At 71.4% G+C, this 19,992-nt stretch carries 21 protein-coding genes and 1 pseudogene; 9 read left to right on the top strand and 13 right to left on the bottom strand.

Annotated features, from left to right (window positions below; genetic code table 11):
- Nucleotides 1–6: 6 nt before the first annotated feature.
- The gene (locus HJC40_RS30500) at nucleotides 7–600 is read right to left on the bottom strand and encodes a bifunctional 4-hydroxy-2-oxoglutarate aldolase/2-dehydro-3-deoxy-phosphogluconate aldolase (RefSeq protein WP_250006323.1); all 594 of its coding nucleotides are present in this window, start codon (nucleotides 598–600) and stop codon (nucleotides 7–9) included.
- 162 nt (nucleotides 601–762) lie between these two features.
- Here HJC40_RS30500 and HJC40_RS30495 point away from each other — a divergent pair, with 162 nt between their 5' ends.
- The 3 genes and pseudogenes from HJC40_RS30495 to HJC40_RS30485 form a co-directional block, all read left to right on the top strand.
- Entirely contained in the window at nucleotides 763–1,938 is a 1,176-nt protein-coding gene (locus HJC40_RS30495) for a HAMP domain-containing sensor histidine kinase (protein ID WP_250006321.1), read from the top strand.
- Between the two features lie 38 nt (nucleotides 1,939–1,976).
- Nucleotides 1,977–2,618, top strand: a complete 642-nt coding sequence (locus HJC40_RS30490; RefSeq protein WP_250006319.1) for a GNAT family N-acetyltransferase — start codon at nucleotides 1,977–1,979, stop codon at nucleotides 2,616–2,618.
- A 129-nt stretch (nucleotides 2,619–2,747) separates the two neighbouring features.
- Nucleotides 2,748–4,004: pseudogene (locus HJC40_RS30485) on the top strand (M14 family metallopeptidase); the annotation flags it as partial.
- A gap of 64 nt (nucleotides 4,005–4,068) precedes the next feature.
- Here HJC40_RS30485 and HJC40_RS30480 read toward each other — a convergent pair.
- The 6 genes from HJC40_RS30480 to HJC40_RS30455 form a co-directional block, all read right to left on the bottom strand.
- Entirely contained in the window at nucleotides 4,069–4,896 is an 828-nt protein-coding gene (locus tag HJC40_RS30480; protein ID WP_250006317.1) for a bifunctional 2-polyprenyl-6-hydroxyphenol methylase/3-demethylubiquinol 3-O-methyltransferase UbiG, read from the bottom strand.
- A gap of 49 nt (nucleotides 4,897–4,945) precedes the next feature.
- Nucleotides 4,946–5,407, bottom strand: coding sequence for a VOC family protein (locus HJC40_RS30475; RefSeq protein WP_250006315.1), 462 nt, complete (start codon nucleotides 5,405–5,407; stop codon nucleotides 4,946–4,948).
- The gene (locus tag HJC40_RS30470) at nucleotides 5,404–5,964 is read right to left on the bottom strand and encodes a DinB family protein (RefSeq protein ID WP_250006313.1); all 561 of its coding nucleotides are present in this window, start codon (nucleotides 5,962–5,964) and stop codon (nucleotides 5,404–5,406) included. The genes HJC40_RS30475 and HJC40_RS30470 overlap by 4 nt, the downstream gene beginning before the upstream one ends.
- A 39-nt stretch (nucleotides 5,965–6,003) precedes the next feature.
- Nucleotides 6,004–6,117 carry an IS66 family transposase gene (locus HJC40_RS30465; protein WP_250006311.1) on the bottom strand — a complete coding sequence of 38 codons (114 nt, stop codon included), beginning with the start codon at nucleotides 6,115–6,117 and terminating at the stop codon, nucleotides 6,004–6,006.
- 1,092 nt (nucleotides 6,118–7,209) lie between these two features.
- Nucleotides 7,210–7,683 (bottom strand): NUDIX domain-containing protein, encoded by a 474-nt coding sequence (locus tag HJC40_RS30460; protein WP_250006309.1) that lies wholly within the window; start codon nucleotides 7,681–7,683, stop codon nucleotides 7,210–7,212.
- Nucleotides 7,680–8,405: a helix-turn-helix domain-containing protein gene (locus tag HJC40_RS30455; protein ID WP_250006514.1), complete on the bottom strand. Its 726-nt coding sequence runs from the start codon at nucleotides 8,403–8,405 to the stop codon at nucleotides 7,680–7,682. The genes HJC40_RS30460 and HJC40_RS30455 overlap by 4 nt, the downstream gene beginning before the upstream one ends.
- A 309-nt stretch (nucleotides 8,406–8,714) precedes the next feature.
- Between HJC40_RS30455 and HJC40_RS30450 the strand changes: the two genes are divergently transcribed.
- On the top strand, nucleotides 8,715–9,698 hold the full coding sequence (locus HJC40_RS30450) for a YafY family protein (RefSeq protein ID WP_250006307.1): 984 nt from the start codon (nucleotides 8,715–8,717) through the stop codon (nucleotides 9,696–9,698).
- On the opposite strand, the gene HJC40_RS30445 is transcribed toward HJC40_RS30450, so the two are convergent.
- Nucleotides 9,640–10,269: a hypothetical protein gene (locus HJC40_RS30445; protein WP_250006304.1), complete on the bottom strand. Its 630-nt coding sequence runs from the start codon at nucleotides 10,267–10,269 to the stop codon at nucleotides 9,640–9,642. The genes HJC40_RS30450 and HJC40_RS30445 overlap by 59 nt on opposite strands.
- Before the next feature lie 29 nt (nucleotides 10,270–10,298).
- Here HJC40_RS30445 and HJC40_RS30440 point away from each other — a divergent pair, with 29 nt between their 5' ends.
- The gene (locus tag HJC40_RS30440; protein ID WP_250006302.1) at nucleotides 10,299–11,075 is read left to right on the top strand and encodes a hypothetical protein; all 777 of its coding nucleotides are present in this window, start codon (nucleotides 10,299–10,301) and stop codon (nucleotides 11,073–11,075) included.
- Between the two features lie 39 nt (nucleotides 11,076–11,114).
- Here the strand turns inward: HJC40_RS30440 and HJC40_RS30435 are convergent, their stop codons facing one another.
- The 3 genes from HJC40_RS30435 to HJC40_RS30425 are packed head-to-tail and all read right to left on the bottom strand — an operon-like array spanning nucleotide 11,115 to nucleotide 13,056.
- Nucleotides 11,115–12,014, bottom strand: coding sequence for an aminoglycoside phosphotransferase family protein (locus HJC40_RS30435; protein WP_250006300.1), 900 nt, complete (start codon nucleotides 12,012–12,014; stop codon nucleotides 11,115–11,117).
- A gap of 23 nt (nucleotides 12,015–12,037) precedes the next feature.
- A complete protein-coding gene (locus tag HJC40_RS30430) occupies nucleotides 12,038–12,568 on the bottom strand; it encodes a hypothetical protein (RefSeq protein ID WP_250006298.1) in 531 nt (176 codons plus the stop codon).
- Complete coding sequence (locus HJC40_RS30425; protein ID WP_250006296.1) at nucleotides 12,565–13,056, bottom strand: MarR family winged helix-turn-helix transcriptional regulator; 492 nt, start codon at nucleotides 13,054–13,056, stop codon at nucleotides 12,565–12,567. Before HJC40_RS30425 ends, HJC40_RS30430 begins: the two co-directional genes overlap by 4 nt.
- 154 nt (nucleotides 13,057–13,210) lie before the next feature.
- On the opposite strand from HJC40_RS30425, the gene HJC40_RS30420 reads away from it, so the two are divergent.
- Nucleotides 13,211–13,726 carry a DUF1440 domain-containing protein gene (locus HJC40_RS30420; protein ID WP_250006293.1) on the top strand — a complete coding sequence of 172 codons (516 nt, stop codon included), beginning with the start codon at nucleotides 13,211–13,213 and terminating at the stop codon, nucleotides 13,724–13,726.
- Here the strand turns inward: HJC40_RS30420 and HJC40_RS30415 are convergent.
- Nucleotides 13,723–14,409 (bottom strand): response regulator, encoded by a 687-nt coding sequence (locus HJC40_RS30415; RefSeq protein ID WP_250006291.1) that lies wholly within the window; start codon nucleotides 14,407–14,409, stop codon nucleotides 13,723–13,725. The genes HJC40_RS30420 and HJC40_RS30415 overlap by 4 nt on opposite strands.
- Nucleotides 14,406–15,956: a sensor histidine kinase gene (locus tag HJC40_RS30410; protein ID WP_250006289.1), complete on the bottom strand. Its 1,551-nt coding sequence runs from the start codon at nucleotides 15,954–15,956 to the stop codon at nucleotides 14,406–14,408. The genes HJC40_RS30415 and HJC40_RS30410 overlap by 4 nt, the downstream gene beginning before the upstream one ends.
- A gap of 80 nt (nucleotides 15,957–16,036) precedes the next feature.
- On the opposite strand from HJC40_RS30410, the gene HJC40_RS30405 reads away from it, so the two are divergent.
- The 3 genes from HJC40_RS30405 to HJC40_RS30390 all read left to right on the top strand — a co-directional run bounded on the left by HJC40_RS30405 (nucleotide 16,037) and on the right by HJC40_RS30390 (nucleotide 19,985).
- Nucleotides 16,037–17,419: a cation:dicarboxylate symporter family transporter gene (locus HJC40_RS30405; RefSeq protein ID WP_250006287.1), complete on the top strand. Its 1,383-nt coding sequence runs from the start codon at nucleotides 16,037–16,039 to the stop codon at nucleotides 17,417–17,419.
- A gap of 180 nt (nucleotides 17,420–17,599) precedes the next feature.
- Nucleotides 17,600–19,429, top strand: coding sequence for a protein kinase (locus tag HJC40_RS45595; RefSeq protein WP_308200963.1), 1,830 nt, complete (start codon nucleotides 17,600–17,602; stop codon nucleotides 19,427–19,429).
- Nucleotides 19,430–19,433: 4 nt separating this feature from the next.
- Complete coding sequence (locus HJC40_RS30390) at nucleotides 19,434–19,985, top strand: hypothetical protein (protein WP_250006283.1); 552 nt, start codon at nucleotides 19,434–19,436, stop codon at nucleotides 19,983–19,985.
- Nucleotides 19,986–19,992 lie beyond the last annotated feature (7 nt).

Genomic DNA, 19,992 nt, shown 5'->3' with positions numbered 1-19,992 from the left:
CCTCGGTCACGGTTTCAGGAGCTCGCCGATGCGGTCGCGCTGGGCGGGGTCGGCCAGGGCGGCGCCGAGGGCCACGACGCGCACGCCGGCGTTCAGGAAGGCCGGGGCGTCGGCGACCGTGAGGCCGCCGGTGGCCACGAAGCGGGCGTCGGGGAAGGGGCCGAGCACCGCCGAGACCCAGGCTGGTCCGAGGGCGGCGGCCGGGAAGACCTTCAGCCAGCGGCAACCGGCCACCCAGGCCCGCTGCACCTCGGTGGCCGAGCCGACCCCGGGCAGATGCGGCATGCCGGCGGCCTCGCTGGCGGCGAGAACGGCCAGGTCGAGCCCGGGCGCGACGGTGTACTGCGCGTTCGCGGCGGCCGCCAGGCCGACCTGCTCGGTGGTGATCACTGTGCCGGCGCCGACGCGCAGGTCGCGTTCGCGGGCGGCGTCGGCGGCCGCCCGCAGCGACGAGACCGCCTCCGGCGTGGCGATCGGGATCTCGAGCACGGTCACGCCCGCGTCCCACAACGCGCCGGCCACCGACACTGTCTCGCGCGGCGACAGGCCCCGCAGGATCGCCATGACCTTCCGGCCGGCGAAGATGTCGTCAAAGCTCACGGCTGCTCCTGGAGAGGTCGGCTCGAACGGTGGCGGCGCGCAGTCACCATGCCCGATGGGTGCCGCGGCGACACCGGAGCGGCTTCGCGGCACTCGCTTCTCGGGCTGGTCGGCTGCCGGAAGATCCTGTGATGTCCCGTATATGGTTATCGGGTAGACCGCATGGGACCGATTCGCCTGCTCGGAACCGGGCCGCGTGCCGCGGCCCGGCAGGCCGGGGTGCTCCTGATCCTGGCCGGGATGCTGGCGGTTCTCGGGATCGCCAACGATCCGGGCCACGCCGACCGGCTGCTGCTGGTCGCGGCCTGCGATTTCGCGGTGGCGCTGGTGGCGTTCCTGGTGCCGTGGGGGCTTACGGGACCGAACGCGCCGGCCTGGCTGGGGCTGCCGGCGTTCGCGGTGCTCGGGCTCTCGACCTGGTCGTTCGGCGGGTCGGCGACCGGCACGGGGCCGTTCCTGGTGCTCGTGTACGCCTGGGCGGCGCTGCACTTCCCGCGCGGGATCCTGCTCGCCTACGCGGTGCCGGCCACCCTCGCGTACCTGGTGCCCCTGATCCTGACCGGTCAGCCGCCGATCGTGCTGGGCAGCGCGTTCATCCTGATGCCGGTCGCCGTCGCGGTCGCGTTGCTGATCGAGGCGCAGGCCCGGCACCTGCGCGATGACCGGGAGCGGCTGGAACGCATCGAGCAGTGGCGCTCGGCCATGATGGGCACCCTGGCCCACGACGTACGCACCCCGTTGAGCACGGTACGGATGGTGCTCGAGGAGCTGAAGGGGCAGGCGCCGCCGCACATCGCCCGGATGCTCGACGCGGCCCTGCGGCAGACCGCCCGGATCACCCGGCTGGCCGAGAGCCTGCTCGACATCCAGCGCATCGACAGCTCGGGCGAGCTGAAACTGGACCGTCAACCGCACAATGCGCGCGCTCTCGTGCACGAGATGCTCACGTTCGTGCGCGTCGGCCCCGAGGTGGTCGTTGACGTCGACGAGGACATGATCCTGCACGTCGACAAGCAGCGGTTCGAGCAGATCGTGGTCAACCTGGTCACCAACGCGGCCCGCTACGGGCAGCCGCCGATCGTCGTGCGGGTCTTCGGCGAGGGGCAGTTCGACCGGCTCGAGGTACGCGACCACGGTCCGGGCATCCCCGACACGCTGCGCGCCCGGCTGTTCAGCCAGTTCGCCGTCGGCGGCACCGAGGGCGTCGGGCTGGGCCTGTGGATCGTCCGGCAGCTGGCCGTCGCCCACGGCGGCCGGGCGGTGGCCGAGTCGCGCGACCCCGGGGTGGCCATGGTCGTCACCTTCCCGCGTCCGGTCGCCCTCGATCCCGACAATTGAGGTGGCCGGCCGGCGGCGTGATCGGCAGGATGCGGGGCATGCTCGCCGACCTGTGGCCCCCGTACCAGCTGAGCCTCGTCACGCCGCGACTGGAGCTGCGGCTGCCGCGCGAGGAGGAGGTGGCCGCGCTGGCCGAAGTCGCCGGCCGCGGGGTGCATCCGCCGGGGGAGCGGCCCTTCCTGACGCCGTGGACCGACGGCGCCCCGGCCGACCGGATCCGCGAGGTGCTGCAGGGGCACTGGCACGACCTCGCGACCTGGGAGGCCGGCGGGTGGTGCCTGAGCCTGGGCGTCTTCCGCGACGGCGAGGGGATGGGTCAGATCAGCCTGCGGGCCACCGGCTTCCCGGTGACCCGGCAGGTGCGGACGAGCTCCTGGCTGGGTCTGGAGTTCCAGGGCCAGGGGTACGGGATCGAGGCGCGCGCCGCGCTGCTGACACTCGCGTTCGACCACCTGGGCGCCACGGACGCGCTCACCGAGGTGTTCCAGGACAACCACGCGTCCCAGGGGGTCTCGCGCAAGCTCGGCTACGAGCCCGACGGCATCTCGGTCGACGCCCGCGACGGCGAGGCGCTCACCTCCGACCGGCTGCGCCTCACCCGCCGGCGGTGGGCGCAGCGGGAGCGTCCCGCGGTCACGGTCAGCGGCTTCGAGAACTGCCGCCGGACCTTCGGGTTGTAGAAGGCCCGGCGGCCATCACGGCGGCCATCACGTCGGGGAGAGGTAGTCATTGGCATGTCCGGATAGATTGCCATCGATTCAGGCCGGTGGTGGGGTGAGGGGCATCGTCACCCTTCCTGGAGGTCGTTCATGAGACGACGTACGACAGTGGCGGCCCTCGCCGTCGCGATGCTGGGCGCCTCGCTCGCCGGTGTGCCGGCCGGCGCCGCCCCCACGGTGAGCGCCGAGCCGGCCCCGTACGAGATCTCCGACGTACGCGGCGCCGCGCAGCGTCAGGCGATCGCCCGCACCGGCGTGGCCATCGAAAGCGTGGAGCACGCCGTCGTCACCGTCACCGCCACGCCCGCCGAGGTGCGGGCGCTGCGCCGGCAGGGCTTCACCGTGCAGCCCGTGCTCACCACGTTCGACTTCCCGCCGTCGGACGCGCCGTACCACAACTACAGCGAGCTGATCACCGAGGTGAACCGGATCGTCGCGGCCAACCCGTCGATCGCCAGCAAGCGCGTGATCGGGCGGACATACGAGGGTCGTGACATCGTCGCCGTGAAGATCTCCGACAACGTCGGCACCGACGAGAGCGAGCCCGAGGTCCTGTACGACGCCAACCACCACGCGCGCGAGCACCTCACCGTGGAGATGGCGATCTACCTCCTGCGGCTGTATACCGGCAGCTACGCGACCGACACGCGGGTCCGCACCATCGTGAACAGCCGCGAGATCTGGGTCGTGCCGTCGGTCAACCCCGACGGCTCCGAGTACGACGTGGCCACCGGCAGCTATCGATCGTGGCGCAAGAACCGCCAGCCCAACAGCGGCTCGTCGAACGTGGGCACCGACCTGAACCGCAACTACGCGTACCGGTGGGGCTGCTGTGGCGGCTCGTCGGGCAGCACGTCGTCGGCGACCTACCGGGGGCCCTCGGCCTTCTCGGCTCCCGAGACGCGGGCCGTGCGCGACTTCGTCAACGGCCGGGTGGTCGGCGGCCGGCAGCAGATCCGCGCCGCCATGGACTTCCACACCTACTCCGAGCTGGTGCTGTGGCCGTTCGGGCACACCACGGCGAACACGACGACCGGCATGACCGCCGACGACTACAACACGTTCTCCACGTTCGGCCGGCAGATGGCCGCCACGAACAACTACACCCCCGAGCAGTCCTCGGACCTCTACATCACCGACGGCGACCTGCTCGACTGGCTGTGGGGCACCCACAAGATCTTCGCCTACACGTTCGAGATGTACCCGCGGTCCGCGTCCGGGGGCGGCTTCTATCCGCCGGCCAGCGTGATCACCCGCGAGACCACCCGCAACCGCGAGGCCGCGCTGCTGCTGGCCGAGGTGGCCGACTGTCCGTACAAGGTGATCGGCAAGCAGGCCACGTACTGTTCCGCCGCCTGACCTCCGACGGGAGCGCCGCGCCGGTGCGCGGCGCTCCTCGCCGTCCGGCTCGTCAGGTGGCGCGCCGGCCGATGCGCAGAACGGTCAGGTAGCGGCGCGGGACCCGGTCGCCCAGCCGTGTACGGATGCGCTCGGCCACGGCGTCCAGCAGCGGCTCGCGGACATCCGCGGGCATCTTGAGGTACATCGACGTCGAGTTGAGCAGCTCGGCGAAGCCGGCGCCGTCGAACCACTGGACGGTCGGATACCAGCGGACGACCGGTGGTCCGAAGTGCGATCCGGGATCGCTCACCTGTCCCCAGGCGTCGTCGGTGGCCCGGACCTCGTCCTCCAGCGGCGGGTGACCCCAGTCGGGGTTGCCGGGCGAGAAGCGCTCGCATAGGTCAGCCGTCTCGGCGTACGCCTCGGTCTCATCCGGGCGCCGGACGACCACGTGGCCGAGCACGGCCAGCCATCCACCGGCCGGTGCGTCCGGGGCGTCGTCCGGGCCCGGGCCCAGAACGGCCCGCGCCTTGGCCCAGCCGATCGCCGGATCGACCCAGTGCCACGACGAGGCCGCCACGACGGTCTCGAAACGCGCGTCACCGGCGTCCCACTGCTCGAACGTCGCCGTCTCGACGGTGACGTCGCCGAGACCGGCCAACCGCCGCCGGGCCAGCGCGGCCATCTCCGCGCCGGGTTCCAGCGCCGTGATCGCGTACCCGCGACCGGCGAGCGACCGGGTCGCCTGGCCGGTGCCGCAGCCGACCTCGAGCACGGACGACCCGGCGCGCAGGCCGGCGATCCGCGCCAGGTCGTCGAACAGCTCGTCCGGGTAGCCGGGCCGGACCCGGTCGTAGAGCTCGGGCACTTCGGTGAACAACCGGCCGAGTGAGGGCATCGGACCATCGTCCCAAACCGTGACTGGCGATCGCCCCGGCGGCGACCGGTCAGTCCAGGCAGAACTCGTTGCCCTCGGGGTCGGTCATCACGATGAAGCCGAAGCTCATCGGGGGAGCGGGCTCCGACCGGCTCACCCGCTTGGCGCCCAGCGCCACCAGGCGGTCGCACTCGCTCTCGAGCGCCACCATCCGTTCGTCGCCCTGCAGGCCCGGCGCCGCTCGGACGTCCAGGTGCACCCGGTTCTTGGCCACCTTGTCCTCCGGCACCTGCTGGAAGAAGATGCGCGGCCCGTCGCCGTCCGGGTCCTCGATCGCCGACGCCCGGTTGCGCGCTTCCGGCGGGACACCCTGCTTCTCGAGGAACGCCTCCCACGCGGCGAGCGGATCCTCACCCGGCGCCAGCGTCACCCCGGGCGGACCCGGATGCACGTACCCCAGGGTGTCGCGCCAGAACGACGACAGCGCCGCCGGGTCGAGGGCGTCGAACGTGACTTGGATGTGACGGCTCATCGGCCGGCTCCCTTCGCATAGAGGTCGCGCAGCAGGGCGACCTCGGACAGATGGTGGATCAGCTCCCGGTGGATGTGCAGGACGAGCGCGGCCATCGGCAACTCCGGGAACGGCTCCCGGTCGCCGCACGGTTCGGCCAGGCCGCTCGAGCCGAGGCCGCGCACCCCGTCGAGCCAGACGCCCAGCTGCTCCTCGAGCTGCGCCCTGGCCCCGGCCCCCGTCCCGGCGTAGTCCCATTCCTCGTACGAGGCCGCGGGCGCGCCGAAATGGGCGGCGTTGCGGGCTGCGAGCACCCCCACGATGACATGGCCCAGCCGCCACGCGATCGTCGTGAACGGCGGCGGCACCGGCTCCGGCATGGCGAAGTCGATGGTGTGGTCCCCGCCGCCCGCCTGGACCGGCGCCGTGGAGGTGCCGCGCGGCCGCACGTTCCAGGCGTCCGGCACCGGCGACCAGAAGTACTCGTCGTCGGTCAGCCCGTCGAGCCGCGCCCGTACCTGGTGATTCCAGTGCCACTCCCACTGCTCACGCAGCGTCTCGTTCCAGTCGACGTCCATGGGTCCACCCTGGCATGGCAGGCGGACAGGATCGGTCCGCTATGTCTGAGTGAGTGTTTTGACCATGCGGATCTGCTGCTCGGTGCGGTTGTTGTCGAACGGGGACCGCAGATCGGTCGCGAAGCGCAGGTAGTCGTCGATGCGGTCACGCATCCGGCGGGCCAGCGCGGCGAGTTTCCGGCCAAGCCTTCGACTTCTCGTGCTAGAGATCCTTGATCGCGACGAGCGCGGCCTGGCAGAACAGACCGGTGTGCTCGGCCAGGACATCGGGATCGATGACGGACGCCAGGTTGGCGCCAGCACTTGTCGGCGGCCGTCTTCAGAGCCGGCAGCGCATCGGCCGCCTGACCGGGCCGCACCTGTTCGGGTGCCCGTTGGCCGGCGCGTCGCCCACCGCGGCGCCCGGCAGCTCACCGCGTTCGACGGCGGCAGCCACCGTACGGTGCAGATACTGCTCGCGGGCCGCGTACTCCGCACACGTGCGTACCGAACCCGGGGTTCCCCACGCCGCCGCGGCCAGCGCGGTGCGCAGCCGCTCGTCCGGGGGCGGCCGCCGGCTCAGGACTCAGGCACAGATCCGCCCGGCTGACTCGGGCCCTTCTTGTTCTGCGAGGCCTCCCATGCGAGCAAGTGGAGGAGCTGGTCCCGCTCCTTCACGGGTGAGTCCCGAAGTTTGCCGAAGGCCGAGATTTCCACATCCAGACGAGCGAACAACATCCCGTCCACCGGCGCCCCTTTCGATGGAGGCATCTCATTCACTCCCACGACAAGACAGATCCAGGACGACTCCGGCGTCGGCTCGGGCAGATAAGGAATCAGAAAGTAATACTGACCCGCAATGACCTCGAGGCCTCGCGCCACCCGACTGTAGTGAGCCGTCCTGGCCGCATCGACGAGCCGTGAAAGCTCGTCGGACGAGACGGTCTTGATTACCCGCGGAACAGGCCATCCCCAGTGAGAGACAACTGTTCGCGGCCGCCTAAACCTCCACATGTCGATCCAACCCGCAGGGCATTGAGCACCTACATCTATTTATCTCGAAGAAGCAGAACTCCCTTGCCCGGAGTCCAGAATGTATTCGACGGGTCATTCATTCTGCGCAATTCCTCGCCGATTCGGTTGACCTGGTCTTTCTTATCAGGTGTGGGCCGGCGAGTCGGGTAAGGGTGGGTGTTGACGGCAACGGTGACGGCAACCTGGGCAGACGATGGCGCACCAGCGGCACCGGATGTCGGGTCCGGTCGGCTATCCGAGGTAGGGAATGTCGCGGTGTTCGGCGTGGTGGCGTAGGCGGAGTCGGACGGTGTCGTGGATGGGGATCTGGTCGAACTCGGTGGGGTCGATGAAGCGGACCTCGGTGGACTCGTCGCTGACCGCCAGGCCGCCGCCGACGACGCGGCCGAGGTAGGTGATGTTGAACTCCTGGCGGACTTCCCCGTCGGCGTAGGCGATCACATGCTGCGGGTCGGTATAGATACCCAGTAGTCCGGTGATGGCGATGTCGAGGCCGGTTTCCTCCTTGACCTCGCGGACGATGCACTGGCCGAGGGTCTCGCCGATGTCCATGGTGCCGCCGGGCAGTGCCCAATTGCCGGAGTCGGCCCGGCGTTGCAGCAGGACCCGCCCGGCCTCGTCGGTGACGAGCGCGGAGCCGCCGGGGACGAGGCTGTTGGCCTTCGGAGCGGCGGGGTCGTGGTAGTAGTCACGCCGCCCGCTCACCGTGACTCCTGGTTCGGGTAGCTGGTGGTGGTTTGCCACATCTGCTCGAACTGGTCGGCGTAGGAGCCGAAGATGCCGTGCGGGGACAGCTCGCGTAGGTGTAGGGCGGGGTGTTGGTAGCCGCGTGCCCGGTAGAGGTGCGGGGTGACGATCATCTGGTTGTCGAAGCGGAACACCGAGTTGTACAGGTGCACAGTGTGCAGGCCGATCTCCACACCCGGCACCTGGTGCAGGGGTTCGCAGAAGTTGATCGCGTTGCGGATGCGTCCGGGTAGGGTGCCGCCGATCTGTTCCAAGGCGTCGCGTTCGGCGACGTGCGGGCAGTCCGGGTCGGCGAACGCCAGCCGGATGCGGGCACCGGCGGCGGCCTTGTCGGCGAGACGCTGCATGGTGTCGGGCAGCAGCTCCAGAACGAACGGGTAGGCGTAGCCGAGCAGGTCGATGCGCTTGGTCGCGCCGACGAGTAGTGCGGTCCAAAGCTGTTGGGGGATGTCGGCGCGGTGGGCATACGCGCCGACGACCTCGGCGGTGGCCTCGGCACCAACGGTGAGGTCGGGTCGGGACTGGGGCCACAGGTCGGCCTCGGTCTCACCCAGAGCGTCGGCGACGGCGAGGCGGGTCCGTTGGTGCGGGATGCGGCCGGCCAGCCACCGGTTGACGGTCTTGACGTCCACGCCGACGGCGGAGGCGAGCGCGGCTGGCTCGAGCTGAGCGCGCAGCATCGCGGTACGCAGCCGGTGGCTCATAGCGTCCACGGTAGCGGACACATCGAGGACGTTTCGACACCGCAGAAGTGTCTGAGGCGGTGGCCGCCGGGACGTTCCAGCGTCCGGCCGGCGCTCGTAGGTTCTGCGGGCACAGCCCCACCGGTTCGCTTGCGTTTGATCGCCGAGCCGGTGGGTGCTTGTCGCCTTGGTGGCGCCGGCCCCGGCCGACTCGCGGGCCCAGTACGGTCTTGGGCGCCTGAGCTTCCACTTGTTTGGTGGCCTGGCTGGCGCTTCCGGACAGCAGGCTCTGACAGACTGACGACCGTGGAGGAGCTGGGCACGACCGAGCGCGTGCTGGTCCTGCTCGGCCTGCTTCAGAAACGCCGCGTGTGGACCGGCCCCGAGCTGGCCGACCGTCTCGGTGTCACCACCCGCACGGTGCGCCGCGACGTCGAGCGCCTGCGTACCCTCGGCTATCCGGTGCACGCCGGACAGGGTGCCGGCGGCGGCTACCAGCTCGGCGCCGGTCAGGATCTGCCGCCCCTGCTGCTCGACGACGAGGAGGCCATCGCCACCGCCGTCGCGCTGCTGGCCGGGGCCGAGAGCGGCGACGCGGCGCTGCGGGCGCTGACCAAACTCGACCGGGTGCTGCCGGCCCGGCTGCGCCACGAGGTGCGGGCGCTGGCCGGCTCGGTGGAGTCGTTCGGCGGCGGCCGCGCCCCGGTGGACCCCGAGGTGCTCATGACCCTGGCCCGCGCGTGCCGCGACGAGGTCGAGGCCGAGTTCACCTACAAGAACGGGCGCCGGCGGGTCGAGCCCTACCGCCTGGTCGCCTCCGACCGTCGGTGGTATCTCCTCGCGTACGACCTCGGCCGCGACGACTGGCGCACGTTCCGCGTCGACCGGATGAGCGAGGTCTCCGCCCGCACCTGGCGTTTCCGCCCGCGCGAGGCCCCCGACGCGGCCGCGTACGTGCAGGAGAGCGTGTCCAGCCGGGTCTACCGGCACCAGGCGCGCTTCCTCGTCCACGCGCCCGCCGCGACCGTCCGTGACCAGATCCCGGCCTCCGCCGCCGTCGTCCACGACCGCGGCGGCCACAGCGAGGTCGTCAGCGGCGCCGACAACCTGGACTCCGTCCTCCTGCACATGGTGCTGCTCGGCCACGAGTTCGAGGTGCTCGAGCCGCCCGCGCTGCGCGACCGCTGCTCCACCCTGGCCGACCGCCTGCGCGAGGCCGGCACCGCCCGCTCTACGCAGTCAGAAACGTCAGCTCGACGACGAACCACTCGCCCGATCCGGTCACCGTGAGTGGCCCGCCCGGGTGGTAGGAGACACCGCCGTCCGCGCCCGGTTCCAGCGCCGCGACGACGTGCGGCACCTCGGCCAGGTCGAGCTTGCGGCTCCCGTCCACGGCGACCGTCCACACTCCCACGTGCGGGTGGCGGATCACCGGAAGGCGGCCGTCGGGCAGGCCGGGCCCGGGTCGCTGCCCGTCGACGCTGCGGTCGCCCGGCCCGACGTCGGCCGGCGACGGCAGGTTCTCACCGAGGTCCTTGAGCTCGACGAGCCGGTTCTGATAGAACCGGTCGCCGATGTTGGTCAGCCGGTGCACCGGCGACAGCGGCCGATAGACCGACCCGCCGCGATACTCGTTCAAAAAGCGCGGCTCGCTGCCGTCCAGCCAGTCCATCCGGGCCGGCGACCCCGAGAGGCTCAGGACGACGTACGGGTTGTGGTGCAGATGCCAGGGGTGGGTCTCGCCGGGAGCCAATGACACGTCCCACACCCGCACGACGGGGTTGTCGAGGAGCACGCTGCGCCCCACGTCATCGAGCACGATCTCGTCACCGGCCGGCGAATGAACGATCTGACCCTTCACGGCCACCACCCCACCATCCGGCCTCGTCGATGTCAAAGCAGGTCGAGAACAGCCCAAGCAAGCGATGCCGGCTCGGGGAGGACGAAGGCGCGGGATGGCAGGATGCCGGGATGCGACGCACCCTTGCCTGGCTCAGCGCCTTCTTCCTCGTGCTGGTCGCGATCGAGGCGGTTCTGCTGTGGAGGGCCTCGTCGCGGATCGACGTCCAGGCGGAGCTGGCCAAGGGCTTGATGCCGCTGTGCGCCGCCGTCCTGGTCACTGTGCTCATCACGTACGCGCTCAATCAGCGGAACTTCGAACGGACTCGCGAGGCCGAGAAGACGCGCATCCTCACCGGCGCCCTTCAGGATCTGAAAGCCGGCTTCGAACACGCATCGGTCGCTCGTTACCTGATCTCGGCCCATCCCACGGGCAAACGCATGGAGGAACAGGTCGAAACGATCATCAAGGCGCGCGCGACGCTGCAGCGGATGCAGCGCGAACGCTTCGTTCTCCATGAGGACATCGAAGATCAGGTGGACATGATGCTCCACTATCTCGCCGAGCTGGTCGGCGAGTATCGGAGCAACTACGGGCGGATCGTCACGAGCATGGCCCGCGAGGAAGCCCTGCTGTCCGAGATCCGGCAGGGCAACGAGGGTGATCTGAGCGAGGCCCACCTGATCCGAGGTGGTGATTTCCCTCTGCTGGCCGCCTATCTGGACGACGATCAGTGGAGTGACAGCGCCTTCTGGCACAACTATGACGCCGTGAAAGCCGTCCTCCGAAAGAGGATCCGCGAACTGGACGCGGCCAAGGCGACCTGACTTCGGGCCGAGCGGGTCGCCGGCGCGATCGGCTGAGCCTCAGCGTCCCATGTCGGCGGCGACGACGCGGGCGAGGGTGCGGCGGCCGATGCCGGCCATGGGGGGATTGGTCGTGTCGTAGTACCAGATCAGCTCCATCACCTGGACGAACGCCCAGGCCCGGCCGCGTTCCCACTCGAGGTCGTCGCACGCCAGCTCGTCGCGCAGCGTCGCGCGGGGGCCCGGATCGAGCAGGTGCCAGGCGCCGATCAGGTCGAGGGCCGGGTCGGCCGGGCCCAGGCCGCCGACGTCGAGGACCCCGGTCAGGCGGCCGTCGGCCATCAGCACGTTGCCGGGCATCAGGTCGCCGTGGTTCATGACGTCCGGGGTGTCGCCGCGCGGCAGTTCCCTCAGGTGCGACCAGAGACGGCGGAGCGCGGGAACGTCCAGCAAGGACTCGCTGCGGTCGAAGCAGGTCTCCATCGAGGCGTCGTGGTCCTTCAGGTCGCCGCCCCGGCCGTCGCCCGTGAAGGTGCGGCCGTGGGTGTCCAGGGCCCGGACCCCGGTGATGAACTCGGCCAGATCGCTCGCGAAGGCGTCACCCGGCGTCTGGTCGGTGGCCACCACACCGGGTATCCAGGTCTGCACCGACCAGGGCAGCGGGTAACCGGGGCCGGGTTCACCGATGGCCACCGGGGCCGGGGTGGCGAAGCGGGTGCGGCCGAGCAGTTCGGTGGCCGCGGCCGCCTCGGCCTCGAGCCAGGCGCGGACGCCGGGGCGCGGCTGCAGCGGGAAGCGGGCGGTCAGCTCGTCGCCGACCCGGAAGATGGCGTTGACCGTGCCGTGGCCGGCCGGCGGGCGGACCGGCAGCTCACGCCACTGCGGGAACTGCTCGTCGATCAGGGCGCGGACCGTGGGGCCGGAGATGTCGAGCTGGTCGTCGTGCATCGCCGGCTCCATGCGCCGCAGTGTAGAGAAGCGACTCAGAGCTCATCGCACGTATTGCGGACGTCGACGACGAGCTGCTCGACCCGGTCGATGTCGAACGCGACGACGGCCTGCTGCACCTGCTGGGCCTGCGTGGCCAGCGGGCCGTACTCGGCGTCGCGTCTGCCCGCGGCCTGGGCGAGCGCGATGGCCCCGCCCAGCTGATAGGTGTTGGCCTCGGTGACGGTCTCGCGGGACCAGTCGTCGGGCACCCGGGCGAAGACGCCGCACGCCGCCGCCGCGTCCTCGGCGGCGTCGTCCCCGCCGACGAACGATCCGGCCGCCCACAGGATGCCCACGACCAGGGCCCCGATGACCGCTCCGGCGACGCCACCCAGCAGCCACGGGCGCAGCGATCTCGGCTCCGCGGCGCCGTTCGGTGCCGACGGCGCTTCACCGATCGGCGCGCCCTCCATCGGGGCCGGAGGCAGGTCCCGGGCCGGCTCGTCATCGGCGGAAGCCGGCGGCACGGCTGCAGCCGGCGGGACGGTCGGTTGCTGGTCGTCGGGCTGCGGCGGCGTCGTCATGGTCCGAAGAATCCCACATGATCCGTCTGAAGATCACCGCGGCGTCCGAATCCGTTTCGCAGATCCAGCAGGCGGTCCAGCGCGCTGCTCAGGGCGGCCTGGTCGGCCGGCGGCAGGCAGGCCGCGATCTCCTGGTCCAGTTTCGCCGCGGCCTCGGTCGCCTCGTCCAGCAGCCGCAGTCCCGCCTCGGTCAGGCGCAGGCTCTGCCGGCGGCGGTCGGCCGGATCCCGTACGCGCTGGATCGCCCCCAGGCCCTCGAGGTGATCGGCCAGCAGCACCACCAGGCTGGGGGCCACGCCCAGCAGCCCGGCCAGTTCCATCTGCGAACCGGCGCCCCGCAGGCGCAGCACACACAGCAGCGACACGTGTTTCGGCTTGAGGTCGAGCTCGGCCAGCCGGGTCGCATAGAGCGCGTCCTGCGCGACCCCGAGCAGGCCCAGGCGGAAAGAGACCGTCCCCATCGGAGTGTTGCCGCTCTCCGTTGCCATGAGTTCACGATAACCACATCGAATCATTCGAATCCTGCACGACCGTCCGGAGAGTGAGACCTGCGGCACCCCGGGCCGGTACCCGGTGTTCCGCAGGCGCTTTTCGCGCCGGGACGGAGCAGGCTGAGGCATCAGGACGACGAAGGGAAGACCCATGACCCGTACGACTCCTCTGGGCGCCGTGATCCGCGGCCTCGTCGCCGGCACGGTCGGCACCCTCGCCATGGACGCCCTTCTCTACCTGCGCTACCGGCGTGGCGGCGGGCACGACAGCTTCTCCACCTGGGAGTTCTCGTCGACCGTGCGGACCTGGGACGACGCGCCCGCCCCGGCCCAGGTCGGCCGCCGCCTCTACGAGGGCCTCTTCCAGCGCAAGCTCCCGGACAGCCGGGCCGCGCTGGTCAATAACGTCACGCACTGGGGCTACGGGATTCTCAACGGCGCGGCCTACGGCGTCCTGGCCGGTTCCCTGCCCCGTCCCCGGGTCGCCTACGGGCCGCCGTTCGGCGCGGGCGTCTGGCTCACCGGTTACGCGGTGCTCCCGGCCGCGGGCCTCTACAAGCCGATCTTCGAGTACGACCGGGTGACGCTGGCCAAGGACCTCGGCGCCCACCTGGTCTACGGCACCACGACCGCCGCCACCTTCGCCGCCCTCCGGCCCCGCGGCTAACGGGTGCGGCGGTATTCGACCTCGGGACGCCCGGGCCCGCCGTACCGGGGGTTCCGCGCGACCTGCCCGGCCTCGGTCAGGTGCTCCAGGTAGCGCCGGGCGGTGACCCGGGAGGCGCCCATCCGAGCGGCGACCTCGGCCGCCGACAGCCCGGCCGTGTCGCCGGCGCCGCGCAGGACTCCCAGCACGAGGTCGAGGGTGCCCTGGTCGAGACCCTTGGGCAGCGAGTCGGGGGAGGAGCCGCGCAGCGCCGCGAACGCGCGGTCGATCTCGTGCTGGGCCGCGACCTGTTCGTCGCCGAGCAACTGGGCGCGGTACCGGGCGTACCCGAGAAGCTTCTCCCGGAAGGTGGCGAAGGTGAACGGCTTGAGCAGGTAGTGCGTCACGCCGAGCGAGACCGCCGAGCGCACCATCGCCAGGTCGCGGGCCGACGTCACGACCAGCACGTCGGTGCCGATGCCGGCCGCGCGCAGGGCCCGGGTCAGCTCGAGCCCGCTCAGGTCGGGCAGGTGCAGGTCGAGCAGCACCAGGTCCACCGCGGTCGAGCGCAGCGTGGCCATCGCGCGCTGGGCGGTGTGCGCGACCCCGGTCACCTCGAAACCCTCGACCCGTCCCGCGTACGCGGCGTGGGCCTCGGCGATGAGCGGCTCGTCCTCGACGACGAGCACCCGGATGGCCGTCATGGGCGCACCGGGATCCGTACGGTGATCAGCGCGCCGCCGGACGGCCCGGAGCCCACGTCGATGGTCCCGCCGTGCCGGTCGGCCACCTGCTTGACCAGGGCCAGGCCCAGCCCCCGCCCCGCGGCCTTGGTCGACCAGCCCCGCCGGAAGGCGTCGTCGGACGACAATCCGGGCCCGGTGTCGCCCACCCGCACGATGACCTCGCCGCCGGACTCGACCACCAGCACGGTCACCTCCCTCGGCGGCTCGGTGCCGGCCACCGCCTCCAGCGCGTTGTCGACCAGGTTGCCGACCACGGTGAGCAGTTCCCGGGTCGGCACCGGGGCGCTGTCCAGCCGGGATGCATCGTCCACCACGAGCCGCACCCCGCGCTCGGCGGCCTGGGCCGACTTGCCGAGCAGCAGGGCGGCCAGCGCAGGCTCGCTCAGCGCGCCCACCACCTGATCGGTGAGCTGCTGGGCCACCTCGAGCTCGGCCGTGGCCAGCCGCACCGCCTCCTCGGTGCGGCCCAGCTCGACCATGGTCAGCACCGTGTGCAGGCGGTTCGCGGCCTCGTGGGCCTGCGAGCGCAGCGCCTCGGTGAGACCGCGGACGGAGTCCAGCTCGCCGGTCAGCGCGCGCAGCTCGGTGTGGTCGCGCAGGGTGAGCACCGTCCCGACGGTCTGTCCCTCGGAGCGGATCACCCGCTGGTTGGCGACCAGGATGCGGTCCCCGGCCAGCACCGGCTCGTCGGCCACGGTCGTCCGGGCGGCGAGCAGCTCGCCGATCTCCTGCGGCAGCTCGCCCTCGCCCAGCAGCCGTCGTCCCTCGTCGTTGACCAGGGTGACGGCGCCGGCGCGATCGGCCACGACCAGGCCCTCGCGCACCGAGTGGAGCACCGCGTCGTGGTACTCGTACATCCGGGTCATCTCGGCCGGTCCGAGGCCGTGGGTCTGGCGGCGCAGGCGCCGGCTGAGCAGCCACGAGCCGGCCGCGGCGATGAGCAGCGCCAGCGCCGTGGGGATCGCGACGGCCGGCGCCCGGCCCAGCAGCTTCTGGTTGATCGCCTCGGTGGTGATGCCGACCGACACGAGCGCGATCACGGTGCCGGCGGCGTCGGTCACCGGCACCACGGTGCGGACCGACTCGCCCAGCGTCCCGATGCTCTTCTCGATCACCGTACGGCCGTCGAGCGCGCCCTGGATGGTGCCGATGAACTTCCGGCCGATCAGTTCGGGCCGGGTGTGCGTGAACCGGGTGCGGTCGGTCGCCATCACCACGATGAAGTCGGTCAGGGTCGCCTCGCGGACGCTCTCGGCGTACGGCTGGAGGATCTCCGACGGGTCGGCGCCGCGCACGGCCTCGACGACCAGGGGATTGTGCGCGACCGCCTGCGCGATGCCGGTCACCTGGTCGATGGCGGCCTGCTCGGTGTCGTCGCGGGCCAGCAGCACCGCGCCGGTCGTGCCGATCGCCACCAGCACGGTCACGACCAGCACCTGGAGGACGAAGAGCTGGCGCGCGATGCTCCAGCCACGGGTTTTCCTGGGGGCCAGTGCCATCGACATGTTTCGGTCTCGGTTCTCCGCAGTAAACAGAATGAACGCAATGTCGCCCTGGATGTGAGACGCGGGACACAGTCTGCGGCATGGACACCCAGAGCCCCACCCCGCGGGTCAGGCGGGACCGGACGCACTACCTCTACCTGGCGGTGATCGTGGCAGTCGTGGCCGGCATCGTGCTCGGCCTCGCGGTTCCGGATGTCGCCAAGGAGCTCAAGCCGATCGGCACCGGCTTCGTCAACCTCATCAAGATGATGATCGCCCCGGTCATCTTCTGCACCATCGTGCTGGGCGTGGGCTCGATCCGGCAGGCGGCCAAGGTCGGCCGGGTCGGCGGTCTCGCGCTCGGCTACTTCCTCGTCATGTCGACCGCGGCGCTGGCCATCGGCCTCGTCGTCGGCAACATCATCCACCCCGGGGCCGGGCTGCACCTCGACCCGGCGGCCGCCGCGGCCGGGCAGAAGCAGGCCGGCGGCGCGGCCGACGAGAGCCTGGCCGACTTCGTGCTCGGCATCATCCCCAACAGCCTGCTCTCCTCGCTGACCGACGGTGAGGTGCTCGAGACGCTGCTCGTGGCCCTGCTGGTCGGCTTCGCGGTGCAGAGCATGGGCCGCCGCGGCGAGCCCGTGCTGCGGGCCGTCACGGTCATCCAGCGGCTGGTCTTCAAGATCCTCGCCATGATCATGTGGCTGGCCCCGATCGGCGCGTTCGGCGCGATCGCCGCGGTCGTCGGCGAGACCGGCGTGGACGCGCTCAAGAGCCTGGCCCAGATCATGCTCGGCTTCTACGTCACCTGCGCGATCTTCGTCTTCGTCATCCTGGCCACCATCCTGTGGGCGTTCGCCCGGATGAACATCTTCTCGCTGCTCAAGTACCTGGGCCGCGAGTTCCTGCTGATCCTGTCGACCTCGTCGTCGGAGTCGGCGCTCCCACGGCTCATCGCCAAGATGGAGCACCTGGGCGTCAGCAAGCCGGTCGTCGGCATCACCGTGCCGACCGGCTACTCCTTCAACCTCGACGGCACCGCGATCTATCTGACCATGGCGTCGCTGTTCATCGCCGAGGCGCTCGACCAGCCGCTGTCCATCGGCGAGCAGATCTCGCTGCTGGTCTTCATGATCATCGCCTCCAAGGGCGCGGCCGGCATCACCGGCGCCGGCCTGGCCACCCTGGCCGGCGGCCTGCAGAGCCACCGTCCCGAGCTGGTCGACGGGGTCGGCCTGATCGTCGGCATCGACCGGTTCATGTCCGAGGCGCGGGCGCTCACCAACTTCGCCGGCAACGCCGTGGCCACCGTGCTGGTCGGCACCTGGACCAACGAGATCGACCGGGACAAGTCCCGCGCGGTGCTCTCCGGCCAGGACCCGTTCGACGAGGCCACGATGCTCGACCCCGATTCCGACTCGAACGACGACACACCTCCGCCCGCCGGCGCCACGTCGGAGCCGGCGCCGGCCGGAAGAGCCTGACCCGGCAGTACAGCCTCCGGTGCCCCGCGGCCCGGCTCCCTCCCTCGCCGGAGGGGGCCGGGTCACCCCCGGCTGCTGCCGGAGGTGTCCGGGGACCCACGTCGTCCGTTATCCGCCGATCCGTCCGCCGGGCCGCGGCCACCGGACGGTGACCTTGGCGGGCTTGAGTAGCATGTCCGGGTGCTGTCCCCGGGAACCATGCTCAACGACCGTTATCGCCTGACCCAGCGGATCGCCGCCGGTGGCATGGGAGAGGTCTGGCGCGGCGAGGACCTCATGCTCCACCGGCCGATCGCCGTCAAGACGCTGCTGCCCGCGCTGATGGCCGACCGCGAGTTCCTCACCCGCTTCCGCACCGAGGCCCGCATGATGGCCGCGCTGCGCCACCCCGGCATCGTGCAGGTCTACGACTACAGCGAGAACGCCCAGGTCGACGGCAACCGCATCGACTTCCTCGTGATGGAGTACATCGAGGGCGTCTCGCTGGCCAAGCGGATCGAGCAGGCCGGCCGGCTGAGCCCCGCCGAGACGATGACGATCGTCGCGCAGGTCGCCGACGCGCTGCAGGTCGCCCACGAGGCGGGCATCGTGCACCGCGACGTCAAACCGGCCAACCTGCTGGTCCGCCGCAACGGCGCGATCGTGCTGGTCGACTTCGGGGTGGCCCGTTCGGCCGCCGGGGCCGGGCTGACCGGCACCAACGTGGTGCTCGGCTCGGTCAACTACATGGCCCCCGAGCAGGCCGAGGCCCGTCCGATCTCCCCCCAGACCGACGTGTACGCCCTCGGCGCCGTCGCCTACTGCTGCCTGACCGGCCGCCCGCCCTACGTCGGCGACAACCCGCTGCAGGTCATGTCCCAGCTCGTGTACGGGGACCTGCCCGCGCTGCCGGCCGACGTGCCCCCGCCGGTGGCCGCCCTGGTGCTGCGCGCCCTGGCCAAGGAGCCGGCACAGCGCTTCGCGAGCGCATCCGAGATGGCGTCGGCCGCGCGCTCGCCGGGCCGCCCGCCCACCCAGGCGACCCGCCCGTACGGTGCCGCCGGTCAGAATTCCGGCCGCACCCAGCTGCCCGGCACGGGCACGTCGGGGCGCATGCCGGCAGCCGGCACCGGCACCTCGGGTCGCATGCCGGCGCCCGGAGCCTCGCCGTATCCGACCTCCCGCCAGGGTCCGGCGTCCGGCGCGGCCCGGCCCGTGTCCGGCCCCGCCGGCTATCAGCCCGGTCGCGCGCAGGCCGGCGCCCCGCAAGGCGGTTACGGCACGTCGGCCTATGGCACCTCCGCGTACGGCGCCTCCTCAGCCCGGCTGCCCGCGGCCGGGTCGGCCGCGATCCCGCCGTCCGGCGCCAACCTGGCCGCCTCCGACCGTGGCGCCGGATCGGGTGCGGCCCCCAAGAGCCGCCGCAACGTCGTCCTGGTGTCGGCCATCGCGGCCGTCCTGGTCGGCCTGGGCGGCATCGGCGTGGCCTACGCCCTGTCCGACAGCGCGGGCGAGACCCCCAGCTCGCCCACCGACAACCTGGCCGCCGGCGGTGACAGCCCATCCGTCAAGCCCGGCAAGTCGCGCAAGCCCACGTCGACCCCGCGCACGAAGAAGCCGGTCGCCGAGCCGACCGAGACCACCGAGTCGCCCGAGCCGGAGCCGGAGCCCACCGACACCAAGACCAAGAACCCGTACAGCCCTCAGCAACTCTGCGGCGACGACTTCCAGGTGGTCGACCGGGCCAAGGTGCGCGACGACGAGGGCACCGTGCTCGGCCAGGTCTATCTGCTGTCGCTCAACGACGGCGAGCTGAATTGCACCGTCACCCTGAAGGAAGCCGGCAACGGCAAGAAGACGCCCATGGCGGCATACCTGGAGGTCGCGGGCCAGCAGCGCGCCGACGACAGCCGCGAGGACGAGTTCTACGCCGGCGCGGTGAAGGCCGGCCCGGTGACCGACGGCGACTGCGTCAAGTGGGGCGGCTCGATCGACGGCTCCGACTACGACGGCCAGCAGTGCGGCGACTGACCCCGTGGATTGGCTGACCCCCATCGGCGGCGGGGTGGTGGCGCTGGCCGGCATCCTCTTCGGCTGGGCGACGAGCGTACGCAGCCAGCGGCAGACGGCCGGACTGGCGCGCGAGGGCAACCGGCACGCGCAGGCCCTGGCCGAACTGGCCGGCGAGCAGGCCCGCCGGCTGGAGGAACTGCGCTACGCCCAGGCCGGTGGGGACCGGCGGGATCGTCGGCTCGAGGAGTCGTACGTCGAGATCGCCACCACCGTCGTGCGGGTCAGCACGACCGAAGCCGGCGACGAGGATCTGGTGCGGGCGCGCGTGCTCGTCGGCCTCTTCGCCGAGCCGACGGTCCGCGAGGCGTTCGAGGCCTGGCTGGAACGGTTCGAGAAGCTGCGGTTCGCCCTGACCAAGCAGTCCGAGGCCGGCGACGAGCCCCTGGGCAGCACCCGCGACCTGCACAGCCCACGTGACATGTGGCGCCGCCAGGCCAACGACGCCCGCCTCAAGGAGGTCGACGCCCGCGAGCGCCTGCTGACCGCGATGGCGACCCACCTCGGCCACGACTGACAGTCCG

The organism is Actinoplanes sp. M2I2 (assembly GCF_023544445.1).
Taxonomy (GTDB): Bacteria; Actinomycetota; Actinomycetes; order Mycobacteriales; family Micromonosporaceae; genus Actinoplanes.
Note: the sequence above shows the minus strand (reverse complement) of the source record. Positions and strands in the feature narration are given on the sequence as shown.

Bases quoted from the DNA above. Each gene is read 5' to 3' on its own strand.
- HJC40_RS30495 (WP_250006321.1), top strand. From the start codon at position 763: ATGGGACCGATTCGCCTGCTCGGAACCGGGCCGCGTGCCGCGGCCCGG.
- HJC40_RS30490 (WP_250006319.1), top strand. From the start codon at position 1,977: ATGCTCGCCGACCTGTGGCCCCCGTACCAGCTGAGCCTCGTCACGCCG.
- HJC40_RS30480 (WP_250006317.1), bottom strand. From the start codon at position 4,896: ATGCCCTCACTCGGCCGGTTGTTCACCGAAGTGCCCGAGCTCTACGAC.
- HJC40_RS30475 (WP_250006315.1), bottom strand. From the start codon at position 5,407: ATGAGCCGTCACATCCAAGTCACGTTCGACGCCCTCGACCCGGCGGCG.
- HJC40_RS30470 (WP_250006313.1), bottom strand. From the start codon at position 5,964: ATGGACGTCGACTGGAACGAGACGCTGCGTGAGCAGTGGGAGTGGCAC.
- HJC40_RS30465 (WP_250006311.1), bottom strand. From the start codon at position 6,117: ATGCGTGACCGCATCGACGACTACCTGCGCTTCGCGACCGATCTGCGG.
- HJC40_RS30455 (WP_250006514.1), bottom strand. From the start codon at position 8,405: ATGCTGCGCGCTCAGCTCGAGCCAGCCGCGCTCGCCTCCGCCGTCGGC.
- HJC40_RS30440 (WP_250006302.1), top strand. From the start codon at position 10,299: ATGTCAAAGCAGGTCGAGAACAGCCCAAGCAAGCGATGCCGGCTCGGG.
- HJC40_RS30435 (WP_250006300.1), bottom strand. From the start codon at position 12,014: ATGGAGCCGGCGATGCACGACGACCAGCTCGACATCTCCGGCCCCACG.
- HJC40_RS30430 (WP_250006298.1), bottom strand. From the start codon at position 12,568: ATGACGACGCCGCCGCAGCCCGACGACCAGCAACCGACCGTCCCGCCG.
- HJC40_RS30425 (WP_250006296.1), bottom strand. From the start codon at position 13,056: ATGGCAACGGAGAGCGGCAACACTCCGATGGGGACGGTCTCTTTCCGC.
- HJC40_RS30420 (WP_250006293.1), top strand. From the start codon at position 13,211: ATGACCCGTACGACTCCTCTGGGCGCCGTGATCCGCGGCCTCGTCGCC.
- HJC40_RS30415 (WP_250006291.1), bottom strand. From the start codon at position 14,409: ATGACGGCCATCCGGGTGCTCGTCGTCGAGGACGAGCCGCTCATCGCC.
- HJC40_RS30410 (WP_250006289.1), bottom strand. From the start codon at position 15,956: ATGTCGATGGCACTGGCCCCCAGGAAAACCCGTGGCTGGAGCATCGCG.
- HJC40_RS30405 (WP_250006287.1), top strand. From the start codon at position 16,037: ATGGACACCCAGAGCCCCACCCCGCGGGTCAGGCGGGACCGGACGCAC.